General features: G+C 69.0%; 26 protein-coding genes. 17 read left to right on the forward strand and 9 right to left on the reverse strand.

Annotated features, from left to right (window positions below):
* The first annotated feature begins 116 nt into the window (after window positions 1-116).
* Complete coding sequence (locus E4A48_RS05295) at window positions 117-668, forward strand: NUDIX hydrolase (RefSeq protein WP_039005115.1); 552 nt, start codon at window positions 117-119, stop codon at window positions 666-668.
* Window positions 669-761: 93 nt separating this feature from the next.
* The gene (locus tag E4A48_RS05300) at window positions 762-1,043 is read left to right on the forward strand and encodes a hypothetical protein (RefSeq protein ID WP_087960529.1); all 282 of its coding nucleotides are present in this window, start codon (window positions 762-764) and stop codon (window positions 1,041-1,043) included.
* 174 nt (window positions 1,044-1,217) lie between these two features.
* On the opposite strand, the gene serA is transcribed toward E4A48_RS05300, so the two are convergent.
* Window positions 1,218-2,459, reverse strand: a complete 1,242-nt coding sequence (gene serA / locus E4A48_RS05305) for a phosphoglycerate dehydrogenase (protein ID WP_142741999.1) — start codon at window positions 2,457-2,459, stop codon at window positions 1,218-1,220.
* Window positions 2,460-2,753: 294 nt separating this feature from the next.
* On the opposite strand from serA, the gene E4A48_RS05310 reads away from it, so the two are divergent.
* From E4A48_RS05310 to E4A48_RS05320, 3 genes are all read left to right on the forward strand, one after another.
* Window positions 2,754-4,142, forward strand: coding sequence for an FAD-binding oxidoreductase (locus tag E4A48_RS05310; RefSeq protein ID WP_142742000.1), 1,389 nt, complete (start codon window positions 2,754-2,756; stop codon window positions 4,140-4,142).
* A 125-nt stretch (window positions 4,143-4,267) separates the two neighbouring features.
* Complete coding sequence (locus E4A48_RS05315; RefSeq protein ID WP_058195955.1) at window positions 4,268-4,585, forward strand: DUF2388 domain-containing protein; 318 nt, start codon at window positions 4,268-4,270, stop codon at window positions 4,583-4,585.
* A 59-nt stretch (window positions 4,586-4,644) separates the two neighbouring features.
* On the forward strand, window positions 4,645-6,537 hold the full coding sequence (locus E4A48_RS05320) for an Lnb N-terminal periplasmic domain-containing protein (RefSeq protein ID WP_185910721.1): 1,893 nt from the start codon (window positions 4,645-4,647) through the stop codon (window positions 6,535-6,537).
* Window positions 6,538-6,879: 342 nt separating this feature from the next.
* On the opposite strand, the gene E4A48_RS20930 is transcribed toward E4A48_RS05320, so the two are convergent.
* From E4A48_RS20930 to E4A48_RS05350, 6 genes are all read right to left on the reverse strand, one after another.
* Window positions 6,880-7,347: a hypothetical protein gene (locus E4A48_RS20930; protein ID WP_230812443.1), complete on the reverse strand. Its 468-nt coding sequence runs from the start codon at window positions 7,345-7,347 to the stop codon at window positions 6,880-6,882.
* A gap of 25 nt (window positions 7,348-7,372) precedes the next feature.
* Window positions 7,373-7,939: an elongation factor P-like protein YeiP gene (yeiP, locus tag E4A48_RS05330; protein ID WP_039005111.1), complete on the reverse strand. Its 567-nt coding sequence runs from the start codon at window positions 7,937-7,939 to the stop codon at window positions 7,373-7,375.
* A gap of 93 nt (window positions 7,940-8,032) precedes the next feature.
* The gene (locus E4A48_RS05335; RefSeq protein WP_039005110.1) at window positions 8,033-8,803 is read right to left on the reverse strand and encodes an SDR family oxidoreductase; all 771 of its coding nucleotides are present in this window, start codon (window positions 8,801-8,803) and stop codon (window positions 8,033-8,035) included.
* 216 nt (window positions 8,804-9,019) lie between these two features.
* On the reverse strand, window positions 9,020-9,913 hold the full coding sequence (locus tag E4A48_RS05340) for a hydroxymethylglutaryl-CoA lyase (RefSeq protein ID WP_142742002.1): 894 nt from the start codon (window positions 9,911-9,913) through the stop codon (window positions 9,020-9,022).
* A 177-nt stretch (window positions 9,914-10,090) separates the two neighbouring features.
* Entirely contained in the window at window positions 10,091-10,492 is a 402-nt protein-coding gene (locus E4A48_RS05345; RefSeq protein ID WP_058195954.1) for a VOC family protein, read from the reverse strand.
* Complete coding sequence (locus E4A48_RS05350; protein WP_039005106.1) at window positions 10,489-11,277, reverse strand: enoyl-CoA hydratase-related protein; 789 nt, start codon at window positions 11,275-11,277, stop codon at window positions 10,489-10,491. Before E4A48_RS05350 ends, E4A48_RS05345 begins: the two co-directional genes overlap by 4 nt.
* A 124-nt stretch (window positions 11,278-11,401) precedes the next feature.
* On the opposite strand from E4A48_RS05350, the gene E4A48_RS05355 reads away from it, so the two are divergent.
* The 7 genes from E4A48_RS05355 (at window position 11,402) to E4A48_RS05380 (ending at window position 16,735) form a co-directional block, all read left to right on the forward strand.
* Window positions 11,402-11,659: a FeoA family protein gene (locus E4A48_RS05355; protein WP_141696300.1), complete on the forward strand. Its 258-nt coding sequence runs from the start codon at window positions 11,402-11,404 to the stop codon at window positions 11,657-11,659.
* Window positions 11,656-13,515 (forward strand): ferrous iron transporter B, encoded by a 1,860-nt coding sequence (feoB, locus tag E4A48_RS05360; protein WP_142742003.1) that lies wholly within the window; start codon window positions 11,656-11,658, stop codon window positions 13,513-13,515. Before E4A48_RS05355 ends, feoB begins: the two co-directional genes overlap by 4 nt.
* Before the next feature lies 1 nt (window position 13,516).
* A complete protein-coding gene (locus E4A48_RS05365) occupies window positions 13,517-13,771 on the forward strand; it encodes a DUF6587 family protein (protein WP_039005103.1) in 255 nt (84 codons plus the stop codon).
* A gap of 392 nt (window positions 13,772-14,163) precedes the next feature.
* On the forward strand, window positions 14,164-14,397 hold the full coding sequence (locus tag E4A48_RS05370) for a hypothetical protein (protein WP_142742004.1): 234 nt from the start codon (window positions 14,164-14,166) through the stop codon (window positions 14,395-14,397).
* A gap of 24 nt (window positions 14,398-14,421) precedes the next feature.
* Window positions 14,422-14,595: a hypothetical protein gene (locus E4A48_RS20440; protein WP_155521929.1), complete on the forward strand. Its 174-nt coding sequence runs from the start codon at window positions 14,422-14,424 to the stop codon at window positions 14,593-14,595.
* A gap of 204 nt (window positions 14,596-14,799) precedes the next feature.
* Window positions 14,800-16,002 (forward strand): aminotransferase-like domain-containing protein, encoded by a 1,203-nt coding sequence (locus tag E4A48_RS05375; protein ID WP_142742005.1) that lies wholly within the window; start codon window positions 14,800-14,802, stop codon window positions 16,000-16,002.
* Window positions 16,003-16,024: 22 nt separating this feature from the next.
* Window positions 16,025-16,735 carry an MOSC domain-containing protein gene (locus E4A48_RS05380; RefSeq protein WP_039009534.1) on the forward strand — a complete coding sequence of 237 codons (711 nt, stop codon included), beginning with the start codon at window positions 16,025-16,027 and terminating at the stop codon, window positions 16,733-16,735.
* A gap of 282 nt (window positions 16,736-17,017) precedes the next feature.
* Here E4A48_RS05380 and E4A48_RS05385 read toward each other — a convergent pair whose 3' ends face one another.
* Entirely contained in the window at window positions 17,018-17,800 is a 783-nt protein-coding gene (locus E4A48_RS05385; protein ID WP_039009535.1) for a TatD family hydrolase, read from the reverse strand.
* A 6-nt stretch (window positions 17,801-17,806) separates the two neighbouring features.
* Entirely contained in the window at window positions 17,807-18,046 is a 240-nt protein-coding gene (locus E4A48_RS05390) for a DUF6116 family protein (protein ID WP_039009537.1), read from the reverse strand.
* A 173-nt stretch (window positions 18,047-18,219) separates the two neighbouring features.
* Here E4A48_RS05390 and E4A48_RS05395 point away from each other — a divergent pair, with 173 nt between their 5' ends.
* From E4A48_RS05395 to E4A48_RS05420, 5 genes are all read left to right on the forward strand, one after another.
* Complete coding sequence (locus E4A48_RS05395) at window positions 18,220-19,035, forward strand: glycine zipper 2TM domain-containing protein (RefSeq protein WP_039009539.1); 816 nt, start codon at window positions 18,220-18,222, stop codon at window positions 19,033-19,035.
* Between the two features lie 118 nt (window positions 19,036-19,153).
* Window positions 19,154-20,317 carry an acyl-CoA dehydrogenase family protein gene (locus E4A48_RS05400; protein ID WP_058196434.1) on the forward strand — a complete coding sequence of 388 codons (1,164 nt, stop codon included), beginning with the start codon at window positions 19,154-19,156 and terminating at the stop codon, window positions 20,315-20,317.
* Window positions 20,318-20,631: 314 nt separating this feature from the next.
* On the forward strand, window positions 20,632-21,186 hold the full coding sequence (locus E4A48_RS05410) for an NADPH-dependent FMN reductase (protein WP_039009543.1): 555 nt from the start codon (window positions 20,632-20,634) through the stop codon (window positions 21,184-21,186).
* 233 nt (window positions 21,187-21,419) lie between these two features.
* Window positions 21,420-22,838 (forward strand): replicative DNA helicase, encoded by a 1,419-nt coding sequence (locus tag E4A48_RS05415; protein WP_058196435.1) that lies wholly within the window; start codon window positions 21,420-21,422, stop codon window positions 22,836-22,838.
* A gap of 147 nt (window positions 22,839-22,985) precedes the next feature.
* Window positions 22,986-24,407 carry a cryptochrome/photolyase family protein gene (locus E4A48_RS05420; RefSeq protein ID WP_142742006.1) on the forward strand — a complete coding sequence of 474 codons (1,422 nt, stop codon included), beginning with the start codon at window positions 22,986-22,988 and terminating at the stop codon, window positions 24,405-24,407.
* Window positions 24,408-24,476 lie beyond the last annotated feature (69 nt).

Here is a 24,476-nt window from a genome sequence, read left to right on the forward strand (position 1 = left end):
CGCTAGGCCCAGGCAGGCCACGCAAGCGTCGTACCATGCCAAAGCCGGGCGGCCGCCACAAGCAGCGCTGTGCCGGCGGCGGCGATAATGGCCGACCCCGATCGCGAGAACCGCCCATGCCGGACCTTTCCCTGCGCCGCCAGTTGCAGGCCTATGCCGCCCGTTGGCCGCAGCAGGCCGAGGTTGCTGCGCAATTCCTGGCGTTGCTGGACGATGCGCAGGACCCGTTCGTGCGCGAACGCCTGGACGGCCACTTCACCGGTTCGGCCTGGCTGGTCAGCGCCGACGGCACCCGCACCCTGCTGACCCACCACCGCAAGCTGCAGCGCTGGCTGCAGCTGGGCGGTCACGCCGACGGCGACCGCGACCTGGCGCTGGTGGCGCTGAAGGAAGCCGAGGAGGAATCGGGGCTGTCCGGGCTGGCGCTGGAGGACGGCGCCCTGTTCGACCTGGACCGGCACTGGATTCCCGAGCGTCAGGACGTGCCCGGACACTGGCACTTCGACGCGCGCTATGTGGTGCGTGCCGGCGCCGACGAGGCGTTCGCGGTCAGCGCCGAGTCGCTGGCCCTGGCCTGGCGCCCGATCGCCGAGCTGCTGGCCGAGCCGGACCTGGATCCGTCGCTGCGGCGCATGGCCGGCAAGTGGCTGGCGCAGCGCGGCCGCTGATGCGCGGGACTGGCGTGCGCGGGCGCTGAGCATCCGCCGCTGGCTGGGCGTGCATGGCGGGATTGGGTACCCTTGGGCGCCCGTTGCCTGTCCATGCCCATGTCCCGCACCGCTGCTGCCTTCACCTACCGCCTGGCGTTCCGCCCGCTCGACGAGCGGATGGCGTCGGCCGAACTGGCGCGCACCGTGCACCGTGCGCTGCTGGCGTTGAGCGGGCCGCCGCATGGCGTGACGATCGTCAGCCTGCAGCGCCCGCCGCGCGAGGACGGCGCCGGCCTGTACATGGAGGCAGTCACCACCGGCCCAGAGCGGTGGTACCTGAAGGCCGACGATTATCTGTTGAGCGAGGGGTTGCGCGGCGAATTGCAGCCTTGATCGGGACCGGGAACCCGGGAGAGCGGCGGCGCTGGCGAGTCAGCTCTTCGACGGCGATCGGGCTTGGATTGTTTCCGGTGACGCAAACCCGCGAAGGTACGAGAGCGGGAAACAGGCGCGGAAAAGCAGATCACGCAACCCACGCCCTTTCGGGTCCCTGGTCCCCGGTCCCGCTCAGTAAAGAACTCTCGTCCGCAACGTCCCCGCGATCTGCCCCAGCTCATCCTTCAGCACCGCCGCCAGTTCCTCGCTGGCGGCGACGTCGATCACGACGTAGCCGACCTTGGGGTCGGTGCGCAGGAACTGGCCGTCGATGTTGACGTTGTGGCGCGAGAACAGTTCGTTGACCTGCGACAGCACGCCCGGCATGTTGCGGTGGATGTGGAGCAGGCGCAGGCTCGCGGCGTGCTCGGGCAGGGTGACCTCGGGGAAGTTCACCGCCGACACAGTGCTGCCGTTGTCGCTGTAGCGCACCAGCTTGGCCGCCACCTCCACGCCGATGTTGTCCTGCGCTTCCAGCGTGCTGCCGCCCACGTGCGGGGTCAGGATCACGTTGTCGTGCGCGGCCAGCGGCGATTCGAATGCGTCGCCGTTGCCCTTCGGCTCCACCGGGAACACGTCCACCGCCGCGCCGCCGATGTGGCCGGAGGTCAGCGCCGCGTCCAGCGCGGCGATATCGATCACGGTGCCGCGCGAAGCGTTGATCAAGTGCGCGCCGGGCTTCATCTGCGCGATCTGCGCCGCGCCGATCATGTCCTTGGTCGAAGGCGTTTCCGGCACGTGCAGGGTCACCACGTCCGAACGTGCCAGCAGGTCGTCCAGGTCGGTCGCCGCGCGCGCGTTGCCCAGCGACAGCTTGGCCTCGATGTCGTGGAAGATCACCTGCATGCCCAGCGACTCGGCCAGCACGCCGACCTGGGTGCCGATATGCCCGTAGCCGACGATGCCCAGCACCTTACCGCGGGTCTCGTGGCTGCCTGCGGCCGATTTGGACCAGCCGCCGCGGTGGCATTCGGCGTTCTTCTGCGGAATCCCGCGCAGCAGCAGGATCGCCTCGGCGATGACCAGCTCGGCGACGCTGCGGGTATTGGAGTAGGGCGCGTTGAACACCGGGATGCCGGCCAGCTCGGCCGCGTCCAGGTCCACCTGGTTGGTGCCGATGCAGAAGCAGCCGACCGCGATCAGGCGCTTGGCCTGCGCCAACACCTCGGCGCTGAGCTGGGTGCGCGAGCGGATGCCGACGATATGCGCCTCGGCGATGCGCGCCTTCAGTTCGTCTTCCGGCAGCGACTTGGCGTGCAGTTCGATCTGCGAGTAGCCGGCGGCGCGCAACACGTCGATGGCGGTCTGGCTGATGCCTTCGAGCAGCAGCACGCGGATATCCTGCTTCGGAAACGAGGTTTTCTTGGGCGACATTGCAGCGACGAGGCCTGGCGAAAGGGGCGGTCACTATGCCAGATGGATCCGCGCTTTGGTGCGCCGCAATAGGACGCCGGGAGGGCGCGGATGCAATGGCGGCGACGGTTTCAGTTGCATCTTGTTGGGGGCCGAGGACCGGGGGCCCGGAGCAAGCGTGAGCCTGACGGTGCCGCTTCGCTTCATGCTGGTGGTCCGGCTCTTCCGAGTCCCGAGTCCCCGGTCCCGAAACTAGACGCCACCGCACAACGCTGGCACGCTTGAACGCTTGCCTTCGCCACGACCTCTGAGCCGATGACCGACCCGCGCCTGGACGCCCTTACGCACGCCGTTCCCGGACTGCGCCTGAAGACCGACCCCGCCGACCTGGAGCACTACGGCCGCGACTGGACCCGGCGCTGGACGCCGGCGCCGCTGGCCATCGCGTTGCCGGCCACGGTGCAGGAGGTGCAGGCGGTGCTGCGCTGGGCCAACGACCACGCGGTGGCGGTGGTGCCCTCCGGCGGCCGCACCGGCCTGTCCGGCGGCGCGGTGGCCGCGCACGGCGAACTGGTGCTGAGCCTGGAGCGGATGAACAAGGCGCTGGCGTTCGATGCGGTCGATCGCACCCTCACCGTGCAGGCCGGCATGCCGCTGGAGGCGGTCCACAACGCGGCGCGCGAGCACGATCTTGTGTATCCGGTGGATTTCGCCGCGCGCGGCTCGTGTTCGATCGGCGGCAACATCGCCACCAATGCCGGCGGCATCCGCGTGATCCGCTACGGCAATACCCGCGAATGGATCGCCGGGCTCAAGGTGGTGACCGGCAGCGGCGAGCTGCTCGAGCTCAACCGCGGGCTGATCAAGAATTCCAGCGGCTACGATTTCCGCCAGCTGCTGATCGGCTCGGAAGGCACTCTCGGTATCGTCGTGGAGGCCACGCTGCGGCTGACCGATCCGCCGCCGCCGAGCAACGTGATGCTGCTGGCGCTGCCTTCGTTCGAAGTGCTGATGCAGGTGTTCGCCGCGTTCCGCAGCCGCCTGCAACTGGAAGCGTTCGAATTCTTTACCGACCGCGCGCTGCACCATGTGCTGGCGCACGGCGTGCAGGCGCCGTTCGATACGGTCTATCCGTACTATGTGGTCACCGAGTACGCCAGCGGCGACGAGGCGCAGGAAGCCGCGGCACTGGGTGCGTTCGAGGCGTGCATGGAGCAGGGCTGGGTGCTGGACGGGGTGATCAGCCAGAGCGATGCGCAGGCCGCGCAGCTGTGGCGCCTGCGCGAAGGCATCACCGAGGCAGTGGCGCGCTACACGCCGTACAAGAACGACGTGTCGGTGCGGATCTCGGCGATGCCGGCGTTCCTGGCGCAGACCCAGGCGCTGCTCGGCGAAGCCTATCCGCAGTTCGACGTGGTCTGGTTCGGCCATATCGGCGACGGCAACCTGCACATCAACGTGCTCAAGCCCGACGCCACCGCCGACGCCGACTTCATCGCCGCCTGCGAGCAGGTCACCAAGCTGCTGGCGCAGGTGCTGGCCGAGCATGGCGGCAGCATCTCCGCAGAACACGGCATCGGCCTGGTCAAGAAGCCGTATCTGCAAAGCACCCGCAGCGCCGAGGAAATCGCGCTGATGCGCGCAGTCAAGCGTGTGTTCGATCCGGCCGGGCTGCTCAATCCAGGCAAGCTGTTCGATCCCTGAGCCGCGCGCAGGCGGTGCAGGCGCTGGCGCCGCGGCGATGCTCGCGCTCGTGGCGGCGGCCGGCTAGGCTATGCCGAGGCGGCCACGGCCGCCCCCTCTTTCCCTATCCCGCTGGAACCGATGCGATGAACCGAGTGACCGCGCGCTGCGCGCTGTTGTTGATCCTGACCGTCCCGGCGTTCGCGCAGGCATCCAGCTTCGCCGGCAGTTCCGCCGGCTCGGCCTCGGCCGGTTCGGCCGGCAGTTCGGCGTCCTCGGACAGCAGCTCCGGCAATGACAAGCTGGTGCTGCAGGCGCGCGACGATGCGGCCGGTTTCGTCGCCAGCGCCGGCCGCATCCGCGGCGCGCAGTTGGAGGCGGCGCTGCGCGTGCTGCGCGAGCGCAACCCGCGGGTGCAGCAGGCCAGCGACCTGCAACTGGCGCAGGCCATCCTGGCGCTGTGACGCCGCGCCGGCGGCTGCGCCGGCTGGCGTGGCTGGCGCTGCTTGGACTGGCTTGCGCAATGCCTGCGCAGGCATTGCAGTTACAGGTCGATGCGAGCGGGTTGAGCGCGCCCGAACGCGCGGCCAGCCAGGCGCTGCTCGACGCGATGCTGCCGACGCTGCCGCCGGCCTGGACTACGGCGATCGCGGCGCCGCCGACCCTGCAATGGCGCGACGACCTGCCCGAGCAGGTGCACGGACGGGCGCAAGCGCGGCAGCTGCTGTTGAACAAGGCCTTGCTGCGCGCATGGATGGCGCCGCCTGCTACCGGTGCCGCCGACGCTGGCGCAGCAGACCCGGCGTGGCGGCCGGCGGTCGCCGCGCTGCTGCACGAACTGGCGCATTTCTACGACCGTTCCGCGGCGGGCCGGTTGTCGTCGGATCCGCGCTTGCTGGATCTGGCCGGCTGGCAGGTCAGCCCGATGCGGCTGGGCTTGCGCCGGGGGCGCAACGCCTTCAGCGAGCGTAGCCCGGACCGGTACGAACTGGCGTCGCCGACGGAATTCGTCGCGGTCAACCTGGAGCACTTCTTGCTCGATCCCGATTACGCATGCCGGCGCCCGGCGCTTGCACGGTATTTCGCGCAGCGTCTGGCCTGGTCGCCGCCGGCGAGCGCCTGCGCCCCCGGCCTGGCCTACCTGCAGGATCCGCTGGCCGACGAGGCGGCGCTGCTGCAAGTCGATCCGGCGCGGGTCTACGCGGTGGATTACCTGCTGGCTGAAGGCAACGCGCAGCCGATGAGCCATTGGGGCCACAGTATGTTGCGGTTGGTGATCTGCGCGCCGGGGCGCGTGCCCGGTCCCGACTGCCGGCTGGACCTGGCCTATCACAAGGTGCTGTCGTTCCGCGCCTTCGTCGACGACGTGCAGATCTCCAATCTGCGCGGTCTGCTCGGTTCTTATCCGTCGCGGCTGTTCGTGCTGCCGCTGCGCCAGGTGGTGGACGACTACACCCAGGTGCAGCTGCGCGGCCTGCAGTCGATTCCGCTGCGGCTGACCGCGGACGAGCGCGCGGCGCTGCTGGAGCGCGCCGCGCAGTTGCACTGGAGCTACGACGGGCGCTATTACTTCCTCAGCAACAATTGCGCGGTGGAAACCTACAAGCTGCTGCACGACGGCGTGCCGCGCCTGGCCGGCGCGCGGTTGTCCGGGATCAGCCCCACCGCTCTGCTGCGACGCCTGGCCCGCGCCGGCATCGCCGACACCGCGGTGCTGGACGATGCCGAAACCGTCACACGCCAGGGCTACTACTTCGCGCCGGCCAGCGCGCACTACGCGGCGATGTTTACGGTCGCGCGCGCGCAGTTGGCGTTGCCGGCGCGCAGCGTGGACACCTGGCTGGACCTGCCGGCGGCGCAGCGCGCGCCCTGGCTGCAGCGCGGCGACCTGCGCGCCAGTGCCGCACTGTTGTTGCTTGAGAACGCCGCGCGCCGGCGCCAGGAGCAGCGCGGCCGCGATGCGTTGAAACGGCGCTATCTGGGCAGGGCGCATCTGCCTGCCGCCGCTGGCTCCGGTGTCCAGGCCGGTGCCGGTGATGCTGCCATCGTCGCCGACGCGATGGGTGTTCAACCCCAGGATGCCGCTGCCGCAGTGCGCGCGGTGCTGGCGCAGCAAGGTCTGTTGAGCCAACCGTCGATGCTGCTGCAGGGCCAGCCGGGCTATGGGTTGCCGCAGGCGCAGGAGCGCGCCTGGCTGCAGCATCAAGGGCAAGCGCGGATCGACGCGCTGCGCAGCGACGGCGCCGCGGTGCAGGCGCGTCTGTACGCCTTGCTGCCGCCGCCGCTGCGCGCGGAACTGCAGCAGATCGACGCGAACCTGGCGACGCTGGGCACGCGGCTGCGCGATCTCAATCGCGACAACGGCGGCCTGCAGCTGGTTTCGCCTTCGTTGCTGCAGCCTGCCGACAAGCAATGATGCGGAGGTGGTTCGACCGCGACAGCATTGCGTGACCATCAGATCCGCGGGACTTGTCCATCTGGGGAGAGGTCGCGCGACGGAATTTGCTCCTGCATGACTGGGCTGCCGCCATTTAGGACATCGGCTGGCAGCCAACTCTCAGCCGCGACCAGCGCCGCTGGTGTCCTGGCTGGACGAGGCGCTTCGCGCCCGACCCTCACCCCAACCCCTCTCCCGCTGGAAGAGGGGCTAAAGCGCGCTGTTCCTTCTCCCCTCGGGAGAAGGTGCCCCGAAGGGGCGGATGAGGGTACGGGCGAAGCCTCGTGCAATCCAACATCGCGAGGTTTCCGCAGCGAAAGATCAGGGTACGGGCAAAGCCTCGTTCAATCGAACGTCGCGCGAGCCGATCACGATGAAGCCCAGGAACGTAACTAACATGCGCTCCGCTGTCGCCGCTGCCCCGCCGCCGTACGGCACATCCAGACCGGCGTCTTCGCCATAGCGATCCAGCCAAGCATCGCGCACCGGGTCCTGCCGATACTTCGTGCGCAGCCTTGCCCAGGTCGCCTCGCTGCCGTCGCAGTACTTCGCCATCGCCTTGTCCAGCTCGCGGCGCCGCGCGGCATTGTAGGGTTCCTCGCCGGCGAAGTGGGTGCACACGTCCTGACGCGCGACGAAGGCAGGGATCCTCTGCGACAGCGCGCAGAAGCCGGCTTGGTGCTCGGGAGCCACTTCCGCCGGGATCGCACAGCCGGCCTTGGCCTGCGCCGCGGCCGCATGCGTGGCTGCCGCCGCCAAGCCCGGCAGGATCAACAGCACGGCCAGCATGGTGCCGCGCCGTGCACGCACGGATTCAGTCCGCGCGCCCGGCAAACTCGCCGGTGGTGGTGTTGACCAGCACGCGCTCGCCGTTGCCGATGTACTCCGGCACCATGATCTCCAGCCCTGTATTGAGCTTGGCCGGCTTCGGCCGCTTGGTCGCGGTGCCGCCCTTCAGCTCCGGCGGAGTTTCGATCACTTCCAGGGTCACGCTCTGCGGCAACTGCACCGCCACCGGTTGGTCGTCGATGACCTGCACGTAGATGCCGCTCAGGCCCTCGGTGATGTAGCCGGCGGCGTCGCCGATCACGTCGGCATCGAGCGTGTATGGGGTGTAGTCCTCGTCGTCCAGAAACACGAACGCCTCGCCGTCCTTGTACGAGAAGGTGGACTGGTGGCGGGTCAGCTCGACTTCGCGCAGATCGTCGTCGCCGTCGAAGCTGGCGTCGAGCTTGTTGCCGCCCGGCACGCTGTACATCACGAAGCGGAAGCGCACGTTGCCGCCACGGCCCTGCGGCGAGCTGCGCTCGATGTCGCGGATCTGGTACACGCCATTGTTGTACTCGACGACGTTGCCTTTCTTGATTTCGTTGGCTTTCATGGGTTGGGAGCCGGGATTGGGGATTCGGGATTGTTAAAGAACAGGGCGGGGAGCAGAGGGGCGGGGCGCTTTTTTACGAATCCCCAATCCCCGCTACTTGGGCGCCAAGCGTACCGCGCCGTCGAGACGAATGACCTCGCCGTTGAGATAGCGGTTGCGCAGCAGGAACAGCACCGTGTCGGCGAACTCGTCGGGGCGGCCGAGCCGCGGCGGGAACGGGATCGACGCGGCCAGCGACTGCTGCACTGCCTCGGGCATGGCGTCCACCATCGGGGTCCAGAAGATGCCCGGGGCGATGGTGTTGACGCGGATGCCGAAGCGCGCCAGTTCGCGCGCCATCGGTAGCGTCATCGCCACCACGCCGCCCTTGGAGGCGGCATACGCGGCCTGGCCGATCTGGCCTTCGTAAGCGGCGACGCTGGCGGTGTTGACGATCGCGCCGCGTTCGCCGTCCTCGCCCGGTGGGTTGTGCTGCATCAGGTCGGCGGCGGCCTTGGCGACGTTGAAGCTGCCGACCAGGTTGACCATCACCGTGCCCTGGAAGGTGGCCAGCGGCATCGGCGCCTGCTTGCCGAGCACGCGGCCGGCGCCGAGGATGCCGGCGCAGTTGATCGCGGCGTTGAGCACGCCGAGGAAGTCGCGCGCCGCGCCGAGCTGGGCCGCCACCTGCGCCTCGTCGCTGACGTCGGTACGGAAATAGCGTGCCTGCGCGGCGCCGAGCGCGGCGACCGCGGCCGCACCCTTGTCGTCGTTGAGGTCGAACAGCGCGACCTTGCCGCCCTCGGCGACGATGCGCTGCGCGACCGCCAGGCCGAGCCCGGACACGCCGCCGGTGACCACCGCGCGGAGATCGGCAAGCTGCATGAGGTGCTCCTTTCCAGGGAAGCGTGCATTTTAGCTGGCTGGAGGTCGGGACTGGGGACCGGGGACTCGGGACCCGAAGAACGTCTCTCGGGAAGGAAGGATGCGTTCTTTGTCGCTACGGTCGGGAAGTGCATGCGTTGCCGCCGTGCATGGTGGGTGGCGTGGCGCAGCAGGGCGCGCGCGACCGAGCGCTGCCGGCGCGTCTATCGCTTGCGGTCAAGCGGCCGTCAGCGCCTGGCCGACCTTGCTGCCGGTCGCCCTGCCGAGTTTGTCCGCCAGCCAGCGCCCGGTCGCGGCCAGGGCCGGTAGGTCGATGCCGGTGGCCACGCCGTTGCCGTGCAGCAGGTAGACCACGTCCTCGCTGGCCACGTTGCCGCTGGCGCCCTTGGCGTAAGGGCAGCCGCCGGCGCCGGAGACCGCGGCATCGACCACGCGCACGCCTTCTTCCAGGCACGCGGCGATATTGGCCAGGGCCTGGCCGTAGGTGTCGTGGAAATGCACCGCCAGCGCCGCCATCGGCAGTTCGGCGGCGACCGCGCGCAGCATCGCGCGTGCCTTGGCGGGGGTGCCGACGCCGATGGTGTCGCCCAGCGAGATCTCGTAGCAGCCCATGGCGTGCAGCTGCCGCGCCACCCGCGCCACGTCGGCCAGCGGTACCACGCCCTGGTAGGGGCAGCCGAGCACGGTGGAGACGTAGCCGCGCACCTTGACCCCGTCCGCCGCCGCGCGCGCCAGCACCGGCGCGAAGCGCGCCAACGATTCGTCGATGCCGGCATTGGTGTTGGTGCGGTTGAAGGTTTCCGAGGCGGCGGTGAACACCGCGACCTCGCGCACGCCGACCGCGGCCGCACGCGCGTAGCCCCTCAGGTTCGGCACCAGTACCGGGTAGTCCACGCCCGGTGCCGGCACGATGCCGGCGTAGACCTCGGCCGCGTCGGCCAGTTGCGGCACCCATTTCGGGCTTACGAAGCTGGTTGCCTCGATGCTGCGCAGGCCGGTGCGCGACAGCTGCGCGATCAGTTCGAGCTTGTCGGCGGTGGCGACCCAGGCTTTCTCGTTCTGCAGGCCGTCGCGCGGTCCCACTTCCACCAGGCGCACGAAGTCGCTCATCGGCGGCGCCTGCGGCGCGTCGTGCAAACGGGCGCGATCGGGAGAGGCCGCGCTGAGCAGGGCGGAAACGACGAATTGGCGGTCACATGCATTCCTTGGAGTGGACGGCTGCGCGCCGTGGCCGGGTGGCGCAAACCGCAGGCTAGGCGAGCTGCGGCGGCCGGCTGACAATGCACGTCAGGCGTCGGCCGGGCGGTGGCACACGGCTTCGATGTTGTGCCCATCCGGATCCAGCAGGAAGGCGCCGTAGTAGTTGGGGTGGTAGTGCGGACGCAGGCCGGGGGCGCCGTTGTCGCGACCGCCGGCGGCCAGCCCGGCGCGATGGAACGCATCCACCTGGGCGCGGTCGGCTGCGACGAAGGCCAGATGCAGTTCGCCGCCGGCGCCGGCGGCGCCATCGGTCAGCCAGACGCTGGGCTTGCCGTCGCGGCCGAAACCGATGTGGCGGCGATCGCCGCTCTGTTCTGCGCTCACCTCCATCACGATGTCCAGCCCGAGCGCGGCCAGCGCGGCGCGGTAGAACGCGAGGCTGCGCTCCAGGTCGACGCAGCGCAGGCCGATGTGGTCGAACGGGCTCACCAGAATCCCAGCCAGTTCGGGTCGCGCTTGTCCAGGAACGCGCTCAGTCCTTCCTGGCCTTCGGCCGAGACCCGCAGCTGCGCGATCAGCGCGGCGTTGTCGCGGTCCAGGGTGGCGTTGTCGCTGCCGGCGGCGACCCGGCGCACCAGCGCCTTGGCGCCGGCGGCGGCGAGCGGGCCGGCCTGGCCGAGCAGTTCCACCTGGCGCTGCACCGCCGCGTCCAGCGCGTTCGGCGCCACCGTCTGGTGCACCAGGCCGATCTGGGTGGCGGTGGCCGCGTCGAACGCCTCTGCACTGGCGAACCAGCGCCGCGCCTGGCGCGCGCCGATCGCGGCGATCACATACGGCGAGATCACCGCCGGCAACAGGCCCAGGCGGCTCTCGCTCAGCCCGAAACGGGCGTCGGTGGAGGCCAAGGCGATGTCGCAGCAGGCGACCAGCCCGACCGCGCCGCCGAAGGCCGCGCCGTGCACCCGCGCCACGGTCGGCTTGGGTAACTCGTCCAGGGTACGCATCAGCTGCGCCAGCGCCAGCGCATCGGCCAGGTTCTCCGCCTCGCTGGCCGTGGCCATGGAGCGCATCCATTGCAGGTCGGCGCCGGCCGAGAACGCGGCGCCGGCGCCGGCCAGCACCACCACCTTGACCTTCGGATCGGCGCCGATCTGGTGCAGCGCTTCGGTCAGCTGCGCGATCAGCGCGGCGTCGAATGCGTTGCGCAGCTCGGGTCGGTTCAGCCGCAGCGTCAGGACCTTGCCTGAGCGCTCCAGCAGCAGTGCATCGCTCATCGGCGGTTCTCTCGCGAAGGGATAACGGCAGCCATACGGCGATGATAGCGGGCTGCGCCGGTCGCGCCATGATGCGATGCGGCGATGCTACAATTGATAACCATTCTTATCGACGGAACGCTCCGTGACGTTGTCCGATATGCCGTTGCGCAGCACTGCCACCGTGGAGACGGTGCACGAGCGCCAGCCCAACGACGCCATCGCGCGTCGCCTGCGCGAGCTGGGTTTCGTCGCCGGCGAGCAGGTGCAGGTGCTGGCGAGCGGTCCGGTCGGCGGCGAGCCGTTGCTGGTGCAGGTCGGCTATACGCGTTTCGCGCTGCGCCGCAGCGAAGCGGCGCGGGTGCAGGTCAGCGTCGCTGCCGTCGCCCAGGCGCAGCCATGAGCGCGGAGGCCGTTCCGCTGCGCCTGGCCCTGGTCGGCAACCCGAACTGCGGCAAGACCGCGTTGTTCAACCAGCTCACCGGCAGCAAGCAGAAGGTGGCCAACTACGCCGGCGTGACCGTGGAGCGCAAGGAAGGCCGCTTCCGCGCGCCGTCCGGGCGCGACTTCGCCGTGCTCGACCTGCCCGGCGCCTACAGCCTGCAGCCGGCCAGCCTGGACGAGGCGATCACCCGCGATCTGTGCCGCGGCTTCTATCCGGGCGAGCCGGCGCCGGACCTGCTTGTATGTGTGGTCGATGCCACCAACCTGCGCCTGCACCTGCGCTTCGCGCTGGAGCTGCGCGAGCTGGGTAAGCCGATGCTGGTGGCGCTGAACATGGTCGATGCCGCGCAGCGCCGCGGCATCCGGATCGACCGCCAGGCGCTGGAAGACGCGCTCGGCGTGCCGGTGATCGAGACCGTGGCGGTGCGCCGCAACGGCGCCAAAGCCCTGGTCGAGCGGCTCGACGCGATGGCCCCGGCGCTGCCGCCGGCGGTGGCGCCGGCCGAAGGGCAGGGCGACTACCACCAGCAGGTGCGGCGCATCCTCGCCGCCGCGGTGTCGATGCCGACCCGCACCTCGCGCATCGACGACGCGCTGGACCGCTGGCTGCTGCACCCGGTCGCCGGGCTGCTGACCCTGGCGGTGGTGATGTTCCTGATCTTCCAGGCGGTGTACGCCTGGGCCGCGCCGCTGATGGACCTGATCGACGGCGGCAGCAAGGCGCTCGGCGCCTGGGTCGGTGCGACGCTGCCGGCCGGGCCGCTCAACAGCCTGCTGGTCGACGGCATCATCGCTGGCCTCGGCGGGGTGGTGATCTTCCTGCCGCAGATCCTGATCTTGTTCGCCTTCATTTTGGCGCTGGAGGAATCCGGCTACCTGCCGCGCGCGGCGTTCCTGCTCGACCGCATGATGGCCGTGGCGGGGCTGTCCGGGCGCTCATTCATCCCGCTGCTGTCCAGCTTCGCCTGCGCGGTGCCTGGGATCATGTCCACGCGCAGCATCCAGGACCCGCGCGACCGCCTGGCCACGATCCTGGTCGCGCCGTTGATGACCTGCTCGGCGCGGTTGCCGGTGTATGCGCTGCTGATCGGCGCGTTCATCCCGCAGCGGAAGGTCTGGGGCGTGTTCAACCAGCAGGGCCTGGTGCTGTTCGGCTTGTATTTCGCCGCGATCGCCAGCGCGTTGGCGGTGTCGTGGACGATGAAGAAGTGGCGCCGCGACAAGGGCGAACATCCGCTGCTGCTGGAACTGCCCTCGTACCGGGTGCCGCACCTGCGCGACCTGGCGCTGGGCCTGTGGGAGCGCGCGGCGATCTTCCTCAAGCGCGTCGGCGGCATCATCCTGGCGCTGACCATCCTGCTGTGGTTCCTGCTGTCGTTCCCGGCCGCGCCGGCGAACGCCACGCTGCCGGCGATCGACTATAGTTTCGCCGGCCGCATCGGCCATGCGATGACCACGGTATTCGCGCCGCTGGGCTTCAACTGGCAGATCTGCATTGCGCTGATCCCCGGCCTGGCCGCGCGCGAGGTGGCGGTGGCGTCGCTGGCGACGGTGTACGCGCTGTCGGCGGCCGACGACGATGCCGCTGCGCAGGCGCTGTCGCCGCTGATCAGCGACGGCTGGTCGCTGGCCACCGCGCTGTCGCTGTTGGTCTGGTACATCTACGCGCCGATGTGCATTTCCACCCTGGCCACGATCAAGCGCGAGACCAACTCGTGGAAGCAGATGAGCTTCGCCGCGTTCTACCTGTTCGCGCTGGCCTACCTGGCCTCGCTGCTCACCTACCAGGTCGCGGCGGCATTGGGAGCCGGCTGAGATGAGTACTTCGCTGTTGCTGCAGTACCTGGTGATCGCACTGGCGGTGCTGCTCAGCGCCTGGGTGGTGCTGAAGAAGCAGTTTCCCGGCACCACGCGCACCCTGCGCACTGCCGTCGCCCTGCGCCTGCTCAAGCCGGGCCGCGCGTCCTGGTTGCAGGCGCTGGGCCGCAGGATCGCGCCTGCCGCCAGCGGCGGCACCGGCGCCTGCGGCGGCTGCGACAGTTGTGGTCCGGTGCCACCGCGGCGGCATTGAGCCTGGCTGCAACGCGCAGGGCCGGCATCGGGTCCTGCAAACGTGCCAGACAACGCACAAGACCTGGACACGGTTGAGCCGGACGCAGAGACGGGCGCTGCCAATCCATGCATGGAGCAAGTCGGTGCGATTGTCAATGCAATTAATGATTATATTTTTCTTTCATTAGTTAATTTCTCGTGCCGCCGATATTTAGTATTCCCTGGTTGGGCTCTGCGCACCGTCACCCCAGTTGATATTCCTCGGTAAATTTCGATTCAGATAATCCGTATGCCATGCGCGGATGTCTCTTTGCGTTTTCTTTGGGTGGCTGCATGTGATGCGGAGTGGTTATTTTTTATGCATTTTGGATTGGCTTATTTATTTCGGGGAATGCTGTTTCGATATCAAAGGTGAAGGTCGTCTTGTTCGCGTTTGTCACATTTTTGTTCAGCGGCGCCGCCGCTGCGCAGCAATTGAGAACCACATTCAGTGGTTGGGTCGGCAAGCAGCAGCGTTCCGAATATATCGACGGATCGAACTGGCATTGCTGCTTCAGCAACCAGTGTGGTGCCTGCGGTTCGGTGGCGCTGACCATGGGTCACAACACCTGCGTCACCCGTGGATTCAATATCGGTATCAAATGATCGGTTCCCATCCGGGTCGGCTCGATGGAAATCAGCGGCGGCTACAATCAGGCGCCTTCGGCGCAGGGACGCGCGCTGGTGCTCGACCAGGCCAACCAGATCTGGGCCAGCAAGGACAAGGGTCTCTACGGGGAAATGTACGAGACCTACAGCGCCGAACGCCAGCGGTTCGGCCAGATGGTCGGCGCAGGTCAGTAGCCGGCCCCCCGCTTGGCAAGACGGCGACCACCCGCCGAACATGCCCGCCAATGGCGATCACATGCCGATCGAGGCGCTGTTCGGCAGCGCGGCGTCGCGCGGCTTGAACGGGTTGCACTGTGCGCGGGATGTCCTGACCAGGCTGTGGAAGCGTTGAGCGCGCATGGCGATGCGCGCCGGCGCGGCCGGGATTATCCTGTGCCGATGACGACCTCCTTCCAGTTCTCCCGCCGTGCGCAGGCGCTGACCAGTTCGGCGATCCGCGAAATCCTCAAGGTCACCGAGCGTCCGCAAGTGATCTCCTTCGCCGGTGGACTGCCGTCGCCGGACACGTTCCCGGTCGCGCGCATGCAGTACGCCTGCGACAAGGTGCTGCGCGAAGCGCCACAGGCCGCGCTGCAATACGGCCCGACCGAAGGCTATCTGCCGCTTCGCGAATGGGTGGCCGCGCGCCTGAGCCGCGACGGCGCCACGATCCGCCCCAGCCAGGTGCTGATCACCACCGGCTCGCAGCAGGGCCTGGATCTGCTTGGCAAGGTGTTCATCGACGAAGGCAGCAAGGTGCTGGTGGAGACGCCGAGCTATCTGGGCGCATTGCAGGCGTTCTCGCTGTTTCAGCCGTCGTTCGCGGCGATGCAGTCGGACGACGACGGGCTGGTGGTGGACGCGCTTGACGATGCGCAGCTGGCCGGCGCGCGCTTCATGTACTGCCTGCCGAATTTCCAGAACCCGACCGGGCGGCGCCTGCCGCTGCACCGGCGCCAGGCGCTGGTCGCGCGCGCGGCGGCCGCCGGCGTGCCCATCGTCGAGGACGATCCCTACGGCGAGCTGTGCTACAGCGGCGATACGCTGCCGAGCCTGCTGTCGATGCATCCGGACGCGGCCATCTACATGGGCTCGTTCTCCAAGGTGCTGGCGCCGGGCCTGCGCCTGGGCTTCGTGGTGGCGCCGGAAGCGGTGCACGCCAAGCTGGTGCAGGCCAAGCAGGCGGCGGACCTGCACACGCCTTCGTTCAGCCAGCGCATCGTCTACGAGGCGGTGCAGGACGGCTTCCTGGATGCGCACATCCCCGGCATCCGCAGCCTGTACGCGAGCCGCTGCCAGCAGATGCTCGCGGCGCTGGAGAAATACTTTCCGTCGCAAGTGCGCTGGAATCGTCCTGCCGGCGGCATGTTCATCTGGGTCGAATTGCCGGCCGGCATGGACGGCGGCGCACTGCTGACCAAGGCGATCGAGCGCAACGTCGCCTTCGTGCCGGGCGCACCGTTCTACGCGGTCGAGCCGCAGCGCAACACCTTGCGCCTGTCGTTCGTGACCGTGCCGGAAGCACGCATCGAGACCGGCGTGCGCATCCTCGGCGAACTGCTGCAGGCCGAAATCGCCGCGCATCGCGGCGCGGCCGCCTGATCCGGCACCCCGGCGCCTGCGCATGAACCCGGCTGCGGCCTTGGACCTGGGCGTGGATGCGGTGCTGGTCGGCCGCGTGCAGGACTTCACCCGGCCCTGCAGCCGCAGCGCGATCGCCAAGCGGGAGCAGTCCGGGCGGCTGCGGATCGGGATCGAAGGCCTGGAACTGGACGAGCAGGGCGACCGCCGCGTGCACGGCGGCCTGGACAAGGCGCTGCACCACTATCCGCACGACCACTACGCGGCCTGGCGCCGGGAACTGGGTGCGCACGCCTTGCTGGACGCACCTGGCGCGTTCGGCGAGAACCTGAGCACGCATGGCGCCACCGAGGCCGACCTGTGCCTGGGCGACCGGCTGCGGCTGGGCACGGCGCTGGTCGAGGTGTCGCAGTCGCGGCAGCCGTGCTGGAAGCTGTCCGACCGCTTCGGCGTGGCCGCGCTGGCGCGGCGCGTGCAGGAAAGCGGTCGCACCGGCTGGTACTACCGTGTGCTGCAGCCGGGCGAGGTCGCCGCCGGCGACCGCCTGGTGTTGCTGGAACGGCCATACCCGGACTGGTCGCTGGCCCGCCTGATCGAACTGCTGTATCGGCGCGAGGTGGAGCGGGCGCAGCTGGAGCAGGCGCTGGCGTTGCCGCTGGTGCCGAACTGGCGCGTCTTGTTCGAACGGCGCTTGGCCCAGCGCGAAGTCGAGTGCTGGGACAAGAGGCTGTTGGGGCAGCCAGCGGCCGAATAAAGCTGTCAGCTTGCGGCCGCGATGAATGGCGCGATGGGGCTTCCGGCTGCGGATACCGTCGGCACTGAAGTCCCTCCCGCAGTGCGCCCAGCAGGTTGGCGGCGAGTCCTTCTGATGCGGCTGGCTCCGCTGCAGCATCGAGGGATTGTGCCGGCGTGATCGGATGCGGCGGCCATCGGCCGCACCATGCGGGACATCGATGCCACCCAGCAACCAGACGATGCACTGACATCGTCTGGAAGACGCGCGTCTGCTGCGTCTTGGCGGCTCATCGTGATGAACCTACAGGTTGTTCGAGTTGCCCTGCAGGCCGAACAACTGCTGCGCGTTGCGCGTGGTCTGTTCGGCGATCTCCGCGGCGGGCTGGCCACGCAGCATGGCGATGGTGTCCAGTACCGTGCGCAGCCGCGCCGGCTCGTTGCGTTGGCCGCGGATCGACGCGTCGGGCTGATCCGGGGCATCGGTTTCCAGCAGCAGTTGCTGCAGCGGCAATTCGGCCGCCAGCCGGCGCAGGCGCTGCGCGCGTGCGTAGGTCACCGGGCCGCCGAGGCCGATCAGGAAATCCAGCGACTGCAGTTGCCGCGCCTGTTCCGGGCTGCCGGCAAAGCTGTGCACCACGCCGCGCAGCCGCCCGACCTTGCGGATTGCCAGGATCACTGCGTCCACTGCGCGCCGCGCGTGCACGATCAGCGGCAGGTCGAACTCGCGCGCCAGCTGCAGTTGGCCGAGGAAGTAGCGCTGCTGTTCGGCTTCATCCAGTCCTTCGACGAACAAATCCAGCCCGCATTCGCCGATGGCGCAGGGTCGCTCGCGTGCGATCCACTCGCCGAGCAAAGGCAGATGCGCGGGGCGATGCGCATCCAGGAATAGCGGATGCAGGCCGTAGGCCGGAGACAGGCCGTCGGCCATCGTGCAGACCTCGCGCAGCTTCGGCCAGGACGCCGCCGTCACCGCCGGCAGCACCTGCGCGGCGACGCCTGCGGCCTGCGCGCGTGCGATCACCGCGGCGCGGTCGCCGTCGAACTCGGCAGCGTCGAGATGGCAGTGGCTATCGATCAGCCGCATCGGGCCTCAGCGGCGCACGCGCCGCGCGCTGGACGCGATGGACTCCGCTGCGGCCGGCGCAGGCGTGCGCGTCTTCCAATTGGCCAGCAACAAGGTGCCCAGGCCGAACACGATCTCGTCGATGAAGGGCAGCGGGTCGGGCAGCAGCACGCTCAGCACGAACAGGCCAGCGGTGAGTTTGAACAGCGTCGGGTAGCGCAATTTGCCGGCCCAGCGCAGCAAAGGCAGCATGATCGGGTTGGGCATGGACGGTTCTCCGGCAACGTGATGAAAACGCTAACAGCCTTGATATGGCGGCGTTCCAGGCGCGTCACCAGAGCACGCTGCGGATTTTTGCTGAATAGGGAGCGGATTGGTTCAGCTTCGGCATGGTAATCACAGCATCGTAGACAACGCGGCCAGACCGCAGGAGAGCAACGATGAAAAGCAATACGACAACCATTCTGGTCGCGGCTGGCGCATTACTGGTCGGCGGTGTGGCCACCGCGGCCTTTATGAACAACCGCGACAAGCAGGAATTCGTCGGCAATGGCGACGTGCGTCCGGCCCTGGACAACAGCCCGAGCGGCGACGCGGTCGCCAGCAACGGCGTCGGCGGCAAGCTGGAATACGCCGATGTGGTCCGGGTCGATCCGATCACCCAGCAGGAGCAGCGCTACGCCGAGGTGATCGGCACCGAGCCGTTGCGCGAGACCTCCAGCACCACCACCCCGCGGCAAGTCTGCAACGACGTGGTAGTGCAGGAGCGCCTGCCCGAGCGCGACGGCAACGTCGGCGGCACCGTGGTCGGTGCGCTGGTCGGCGGCCTGCTCGGCAACCAGGTCGGCCACGGCAACGGCCGCAAAGCGGCCACCGCGGCCGGCGCTGTGGCAGGCGGCTTCATCGGCAACGAGGTCGACCGCAACCACGTCGGCGGCCGCGTGGTCGACCGTACCGAGCGCAAGTGCCACACCGAGAACAGTACCGCCGAGTCTTCGCGGATCACCGGCTACAACGTGACCTACCGCAACGACGATGGCAGCACCGGCACCATGCGCACGGACAGCAAGCCGGGCAGCCGCATCGCGTTGGGCAGGGACGATGTGGTCAAGGGCTACGAGGTTACCTACCGCTACGACGGCCAGGAGAAGACCGTGCGCATGGACGACAGGCCGAACAGCGACCGCCTGCCGGTGCTCGACGGGCGCCTGGTCACCCAGACCGCCTCGGCCAGCGACGTCGTCGGTCAGCGCTGAAGCGGCGTACGCCAGTAGCTCAGTAGCGTGGTAACAGAGGCCGGCCGCAGCGCCGGCCTCTGCTTTTTTCGCGGCGCGCGCGCTCCGATACACTGCGGTTTTCGCCCCGAGTCTTGCCATGCCGTTGCCCTGCGACGATCTGTTCGATGTGGCCTCGCTGCTGAGCGAGGAAGAGCGCGCGATCCAGCAGGCGGTGGCGCGCTTCGTCGATGCCAGGGTGCTGCCGATCATCGGCGATGCGTTCGACCAGGCGCGGTTTCCCGCCGAACTGGTGCCGGAACTGGCGCAGCTGGGCCTGCTCGGCGCCACACTGCCGCCGGCCGATGGCGGCGCCGGCCTCAATGCGGTCTGCTACGGCCTGATCTGCCAGGAACTGGAACGCGGCGACAGCGGGCTGCGCAGCTTCGTCAGCGTGCAGTCCTCGCTGTGCATGTATCCGATCCACGCCTACGGCAGCCAGGCGCAGCGGCAGCGCTGGTTGCCGGCGATGGCCGCCGGCAGCGCGATCGGCTGCTTCGGCCTGACCGAGGCGCAGGGCGGTTCCGACCCGGCGGCGATGCAGACCCGTGCGGTGCGCGACGGCGACGGCTGGCGCCTGAGCGGCAGCAAGATGTGGATCACCAACGGCAGCCTGGCCGACGTGGCGATCGTGTGGGCGCAGACCGAGGACGGCGTGCAGGGCTTCCTGGTCGAGGCCGGCACGCCCGGCTTCGGTGTGCACGACATCGCGCACAAGATGAGCCTGCGCGCCTCGGTGACCTCGGCGCTGTTCCTGGACGCGGTGCGCCTGCCCGATAGCCAGCGGTTGCCTGGCGTGCGCGGGATGAAAGGCCCGTTGGGCTGCCTGACCCAGGCCCGCTACGGCATCAGCTGGGGCGCGATCGGCGCGGCGATCGCCTGCCTGCGCGAGGCGCTGGCCTATGCCGGCGAGCGAATTTTGTTCGGGCGCCCGCTGGCGGCCACGCAGAGCGCGCAGATCAAGTTGGCCGACATGGCTCGGCGCATCGCCGGCGCGCAGTTGTTGGCGCTGCAGCTGGGCCGGCTCAAGGATGCCGGCGCGCTGCAGCCGGCGCAGGTGTCGCTGGCGAAGTGGAACAACGTGCGCATGGCGCTGGACATCGCCCGCGACTGCCGCGACCTGCTCGGCGCTGCCGGCATCACCACCGAGTACAGCGCGATCCGCCATGCCTTGAACCTGGAATCGGTGATCACCTACGAAGGTACCGAGACCGTGCACCAACTGGTGGTCGGCCGCGAGCTGACCGGGATCAATGCGTTCTGAACCGGTTGGCGGCGCTGGCGTGGCCGCCGACGCAACCGATGGCCGGCACGAGCAGACGAGGGCATGAGCGTTCGCCGCCGAGAACGCCAATTCCAAAGCGGTGGCGGCCAAGCTGGGCGCGCGCTACCTGCCCTGCGCCATGACCGGCTGCCCGAGCCGCTGCAGGCGCACGCGGTGGAGGTGTGTGGGCGGTCGCGCGCGGACTGTCAGGCGCGGCGCTGAGCGGCCTGGCGGCGGTCGCCTGGGACGTATTCACCTGGCCGCGCCGCGCCGGCGGCTAGGCTGCAAGCCCCAAAATTGGTCAGGAGTAAGCCATGAGCCAGTACCGCATCGCGGTTTTCGTCGGCAGTCTGCGCAAGGAGTCGTACAACCGGCGCCTGGCGCTGGCACTGGAGAAACTGGTCGGCGACCGCGCCCGTTTCGAGTACGTGGAGATCGGCGACCTGCCGCTGTACGACCAGGACCAGGACCACGACTACCCGGAGCAGGGCAAACGGCTGAAGGCGCAGGTCAGCGACGCCGACGCGGTGCTGTTCGTCACCCCCGAGTACAACCGCTCGATCCCCGGCGTGCTCAAGAACGCGATCGACCTGGGCTCGCGGCCCTACGGCGACAGCGCCTTCGCCGGCAAGCCGGCGGCGCTGTGCGGGGTCTCGCCCGGCGCGCTCGGCACCGCGCTGGCGCAGCAGCACCTGCGCAACGTGCTGGCCTACCTGGACATGCCGGTGCTGGGCCAGCCGGAGGTGTTCTTGCAGTTCACGGACGGCTTGATCGAGGCCGACGGCAGCATCGGCAACGCCGACACGCGCAAGTTCCTGCAGGGCTTCGTCGACAAGTTCATCGCCTGGGTCGACGAGCTGCAGGCCTGAGCGCGCGCGGCCGTGCGTCGGGTCCGGCGCGTTCGGTCGCAGCCGGCGCGACATGTCGCGGCGCTGCGGCGATCGCCTTGCGTGGCGCGGCCTGTGCGCAGTTCTCAACGGGTTGTCCACAGACTTGTCCCTAGCCGTGCCGTGCGCCGCTGACTAAGATGGCAGACCGGGCCGCGCCGTCGCGCCGCCCGTGTCCCTCAGTTTCGCAGTCCCGCAGAGAGAAGACCCAGCCCATGTCCGCCCGTCCCGGCTACCGCGGCGACCGCAAAAGCGAGCGTGGCGAACGCAGCGAGCCGCGTATCGATCAGTTGCGCGTGCCGCCGCATTCGATCGAGGCCGAGCAGGCGGTGCTCGGCGGCCTGATGCTGGCGCCCGACGCCTACGACCGGGTCAACGACCAGCTCACCGACAACGACTTCTACCGCCGCGACCATCAGCTGATCTACCGCGCGATCCGCGAGCTGGCCGAGAAGGGCCGCCCGTTCGATGCAGTGACGCTGGGCGAGTGGTTCGAATCGCAGGGCAAGCTGGAGATGGTCGGCGACGGCGCCTACCTGATCGAACTGGCCAGCACCACGCCGTCGGCGGCCAACATCGCCGCCTACGCCGAGATCGTGCGCGACAAGGCGGTGCTGCGGCAGCTGATCGAGGTCGGTACCGGCATCGTCAACGACGGCTTCCAGCCGGAAGGGCGCGAGAGCGCCGAGCTGCTGGCCAGCGCCGAGAAGGCGGTGTTCAAGATCGCCGAGGCCGGCGCGCGCGGGCGCAGCGATTTCGTGGCGATGCCCGGCGCGTTGAAGGACGCGTTCGAGGAATTGCGCAGCCGCTTCGAGAGCGGCGGCAACATCACCGGCCTGCCCACCGGCTACAGCGACTTCGACGCGATGACCGCCGGCCTGCAGCCGACCGACCTGATCATCCTGGCCGCGCGTCCGGCGATGGGCAAGACCACGCTGGCGCTGAACATCGCCGAGTACGCGGCGATCAAGTCGAAGAAGGCGGTAGCGGTGTTCTCGATGGAAATGTCGGCCTCGCAGCTGGCGATGCGCCTGATCTCCTCCAACGGCCGGATCAATGCGCAGCGCCTGCGCACCGGCCAGCTCGAGGACGAGGACTGGGCGCGGGTCACCGGTGCGATCAAGATGCTGAAGGAGACCAAGATCTTCATCGACGACACGCCGGGCGTGTCGCCGGAAATCCTGCGCTCCAAGGCGCGCCGGCTCAAGCGCGAGCACGACCTGGGGTTGATCGTCATCGACTACCTGCAGCTGATGGCGGTGCCGGGCAACAGCGAGAACCGCGCCACCGAGATCTCCGAGATATCGCGCTCGCTCAAGGGCCTGGCCAAGGAACTGGGCGTGCCGGTGATCGCGCTGTCGCAGCTCAACCGCTCGCTGGAAACGCGCACCGACAAGCGCCCGGTGATGGCCGACCTGCGCGAATCCGGCGCGATCGAGCAGGACGCGGACATGATCGTGTTCATCTACCGCGACGACTACTACAACAAGGAAAATTCGCCGGACAAGGGCCTGGCCGAGATCATCATCGGCAAGCACCGCGGCGGCCCGACCGGTTCGTGCAAGCTCAAGTTCTTCGGCGAGTACACCCGCTTCGACAATCTGGCGCACGATTCGGTGGGCGCGTTCGAATAGGGCCGTGCGCCCGCGCTGGCGGTCGAGCGCCAGCTGCGTTGCGAGATGTCTTGCGTCGGCGCGCGCCTTCATCGATTGCGCGCGCTCACGCCGGCTGCGCGCCGGCCACGCGTATCCTTGCGCGTCCTTTTCCGGCCCGTCCTGCGCATGAGCTACGCCATCGTCTGGTTCCGGCGCGACCTGCGCCTGCACGATCACCCCGCGCTGCACGCGGCGCTGGCCGCCGGGCACACGCCCGTGCCGGTCTATGTGCACAGTCCAGGCGACGAAGGCGCCTGGTCCGCTGGCGCGGCCTCGCTGAGTTGGCTGCAGCGCGCGCTGGCCGCGCTCGATGCGCAGCTGCAAGCGCGCGGATCGCGCTTGATCCTGCGCCAGGGTCCGGCCGAGACCGTGCTGCGCGAGCTGATCCAAGCATGCGGCGCGGTCGCGGTGTACTGGAATCGCCGCTACGAACCGGCCACGCAGCCGCGCGACGCCAAGCTCAAGCGCGAACTGCGCGAGCAGGGCCTGGACGTGCACAGCTACAACAGCGCGTTGCTGTTCGAACCGTGGCAACTGGCCACCCAGCAGGGCGGGCCGTACAAGGTGTTCACGCCGTTCTGGCGCAGCGCCCTGAGCCATTGGCAGGTACCTGCGCTGCGGCCCGCGCCGAAGACGCTGCCACCACCACCGCCGGCCCTGCCCAGCCTGCCGCTGCAACAGCTTGGGCTGGCGCCGGCGCTGGGCTGGGACCGCGGCTTCTGGGAGGTATGGCAACCGGGCGAGGCGGGCGCGCACGAGGCGCTGGAGGTGTTCGTCGACTGCGCCCTGCGCGGCTACGTCGAGGGCCGCGACCGTCCCGACCAGGTCGGTACCTCGCGGCTGTCGCCGCACCTGCATTTCGGCGAGATCGCGCCGTGGCGGATCGTCGCCGCACTGGAAAAGCAGCGCAGCGCCGCCACCGGCGCGGCGATCGACGGCTACATCCGCCAGCTCGGCTGGCGCGACTTCGCCCACCACCTGCTGCACCATTTCCCGGACACGCCCGAGCACAACCTCAATCCGCGCTTCGCCCGGTTCCGCTGGGCCACGCCGGACCCGGCGCAGCTGCAGGCCTGGCAGCGCGGCCGCACCGGCGTGCCGATCGTCGATGCCGGCCTGCGCGAACTGTGGCACACCGGCTGGATGCACAACCGGGTGCGGATGATCGTCGCCAGCTACCTGTGCAAACACCTGCGCGTGCATTGGTCCGAAGGCGCGCGCTGGTTCTGGGACACGCTGGTCGATGCCGACCTGGCCAACAACACCCTCGGCTGGCAGTGGGTGGCCGGCACCGGCGCCGACGCCGCGCCGTATTTCCGCGTGTTCAATCCGGTGACGCAGGCGCAGAAGTTCGATCCGCAGGGCCGCTACATCACGCGCTGGGTGCCGGAATTGGCGGCGCTGCCAGTGGCCGAGCGCTTCGCGCCGTGGCTGTCGCCGCAGCGCCTGGCCACCAGCGCGCCGCACTATCCGCGGCAGCCGATCGTGGATCTGGCCGCCGGCCGCGACGCCGCGCTTGCCGCCTATCGCGAGACTGGCGGCGGCTGACGCGGGCCAAGCCAGTGCGCGCGAGCGGCGCTGCGGCGTGAACCGCGGCAGCGCAGGGTAGGGCGCCGC

It is taken from the genome of Xanthomonas translucens pv. cerealis, assembly GCF_006838285.1.
Lineage (GTDB): Bacteria > Pseudomonadota > Gammaproteobacteria > Xanthomonadales > Xanthomonadaceae > Xanthomonas_A > Xanthomonas_A cerealis.

What these genes read in the sequence shown, in the direction of transcription:
- E4A48_RS05295 (WP_039005115.1), top strand. Translation starts at nt 117, where the DNA reads ATGCCGGACCTTTCCCTGCGCCGCCAGTTGCAGGCCTATGCCGCCCGT.
- E4A48_RS05300 (WP_087960529.1), top strand. Translation starts at nt 762, where the DNA reads ATGCCCATGTCCCGCACCGCTGCTGCCTTCACCTACCGCCTGGCGTTC.
- serA (WP_142741999.1), bottom strand. Translation starts at nt 2,459, where the DNA reads ATGTCGCCCAAGAAAACCTCGTTTCCGAAGCAGGATATCCGCGTGCTG.
- E4A48_RS05310 (WP_142742000.1), top strand. Translation starts at nt 2,754, where the DNA reads ATGACCGACCCGCGCCTGGACGCCCTTACGCACGCCGTTCCCGGACTG.
- E4A48_RS05315 (WP_058195955.1), top strand. Translation starts at nt 4,268, where the DNA reads ATGAACCGAGTGACCGCGCGCTGCGCGCTGTTGTTGATCCTGACCGTC.
- E4A48_RS05320 (WP_185910721.1), top strand. Translation starts at nt 4,645, where the DNA reads ATGCCTGCGCAGGCATTGCAGTTACAGGTCGATGCGAGCGGGTTGAGC.
- E4A48_RS20930 (WP_230812443.1), bottom strand. Translation starts at nt 7,347, where the DNA reads ATGCTGGCCGTGCTGTTGATCCTGCCGGGCTTGGCGGCGGCAGCCACG.
- yeiP (WP_039005111.1), bottom strand. Translation starts at nt 7,939, where the DNA reads ATGAAAGCCAACGAAATCAAGAAAGGCAACGTCGTCGAGTACAACAAT.
- E4A48_RS05335 (WP_039005110.1), bottom strand. Translation starts at nt 8,803, where the DNA reads ATGCAGCTTGCCGATCTCCGCGCGGTGGTCACCGGCGGCGTGTCCGGG.
- E4A48_RS05340 (WP_142742002.1), bottom strand. Translation starts at nt 9,913, where the DNA reads ATGAGCGACTTCGTGCGCCTGGTGGAAGTGGGACCGCGCGACGGCCTG.
- E4A48_RS05350 (WP_039005106.1), bottom strand. Translation starts at nt 11,277, where the DNA reads ATGAGCGATGCACTGCTGCTGGAGCGCTCAGGCAAGGTCCTGACGCTG.
- feoB (WP_142742003.1), top strand. Translation starts at nt 11,656, where the DNA reads ATGAGCGCGGAGGCCGTTCCGCTGCGCCTGGCCCTGGTCGGCAACCCG.
- E4A48_RS05365 (WP_039005103.1), top strand. Translation starts at nt 13,517, where the DNA reads ATGAGTACTTCGCTGTTGCTGCAGTACCTGGTGATCGCACTGGCGGTG.
- E4A48_RS20440 (WP_155521929.1), top strand. Translation starts at nt 14,422, where the DNA reads ATGGAAATCAGCGGCGGCTACAATCAGGCGCCTTCGGCGCAGGGACGC.
- E4A48_RS05375 (WP_142742005.1), top strand. Translation starts at nt 14,800, where the DNA reads ATGACGACCTCCTTCCAGTTCTCCCGCCGTGCGCAGGCGCTGACCAGT.
- E4A48_RS05380 (WP_039009534.1), top strand. Translation starts at nt 16,025, where the DNA reads ATGAACCCGGCTGCGGCCTTGGACCTGGGCGTGGATGCGGTGCTGGTC.
- E4A48_RS05385 (WP_039009535.1), bottom strand. Translation starts at nt 17,800, where the DNA reads ATGCGGCTGATCGATAGCCACTGCCATCTCGACGCTGCCGAGTTCGAC.
- E4A48_RS05390 (WP_039009537.1), bottom strand. Translation starts at nt 18,046, where the DNA reads ATGCCCAACCCGATCATGCTGCCTTTGCTGCGCTGGGCCGGCAAATTG.
- E4A48_RS05395 (WP_039009539.1), top strand. Translation starts at nt 18,220, where the DNA reads ATGAAAAGCAATACGACAACCATTCTGGTCGCGGCTGGCGCATTACTG.
- E4A48_RS05400 (WP_058196434.1), top strand. Translation starts at nt 19,154, where the DNA reads ATGCCGTTGCCCTGCGACGATCTGTTCGATGTGGCCTCGCTGCTGAGC.
- E4A48_RS05410 (WP_039009543.1), top strand. Translation starts at nt 20,632, where the DNA reads ATGAGCCAGTACCGCATCGCGGTTTTCGTCGGCAGTCTGCGCAAGGAG.
- E4A48_RS05415 (WP_058196435.1), top strand. Translation starts at nt 21,420, where the DNA reads ATGTCCGCCCGTCCCGGCTACCGCGGCGACCGCAAAAGCGAGCGTGGC.
- E4A48_RS05420 (WP_142742006.1), top strand. Translation starts at nt 22,986, where the DNA reads ATGAGCTACGCCATCGTCTGGTTCCGGCGCGACCTGCGCCTGCACGAT.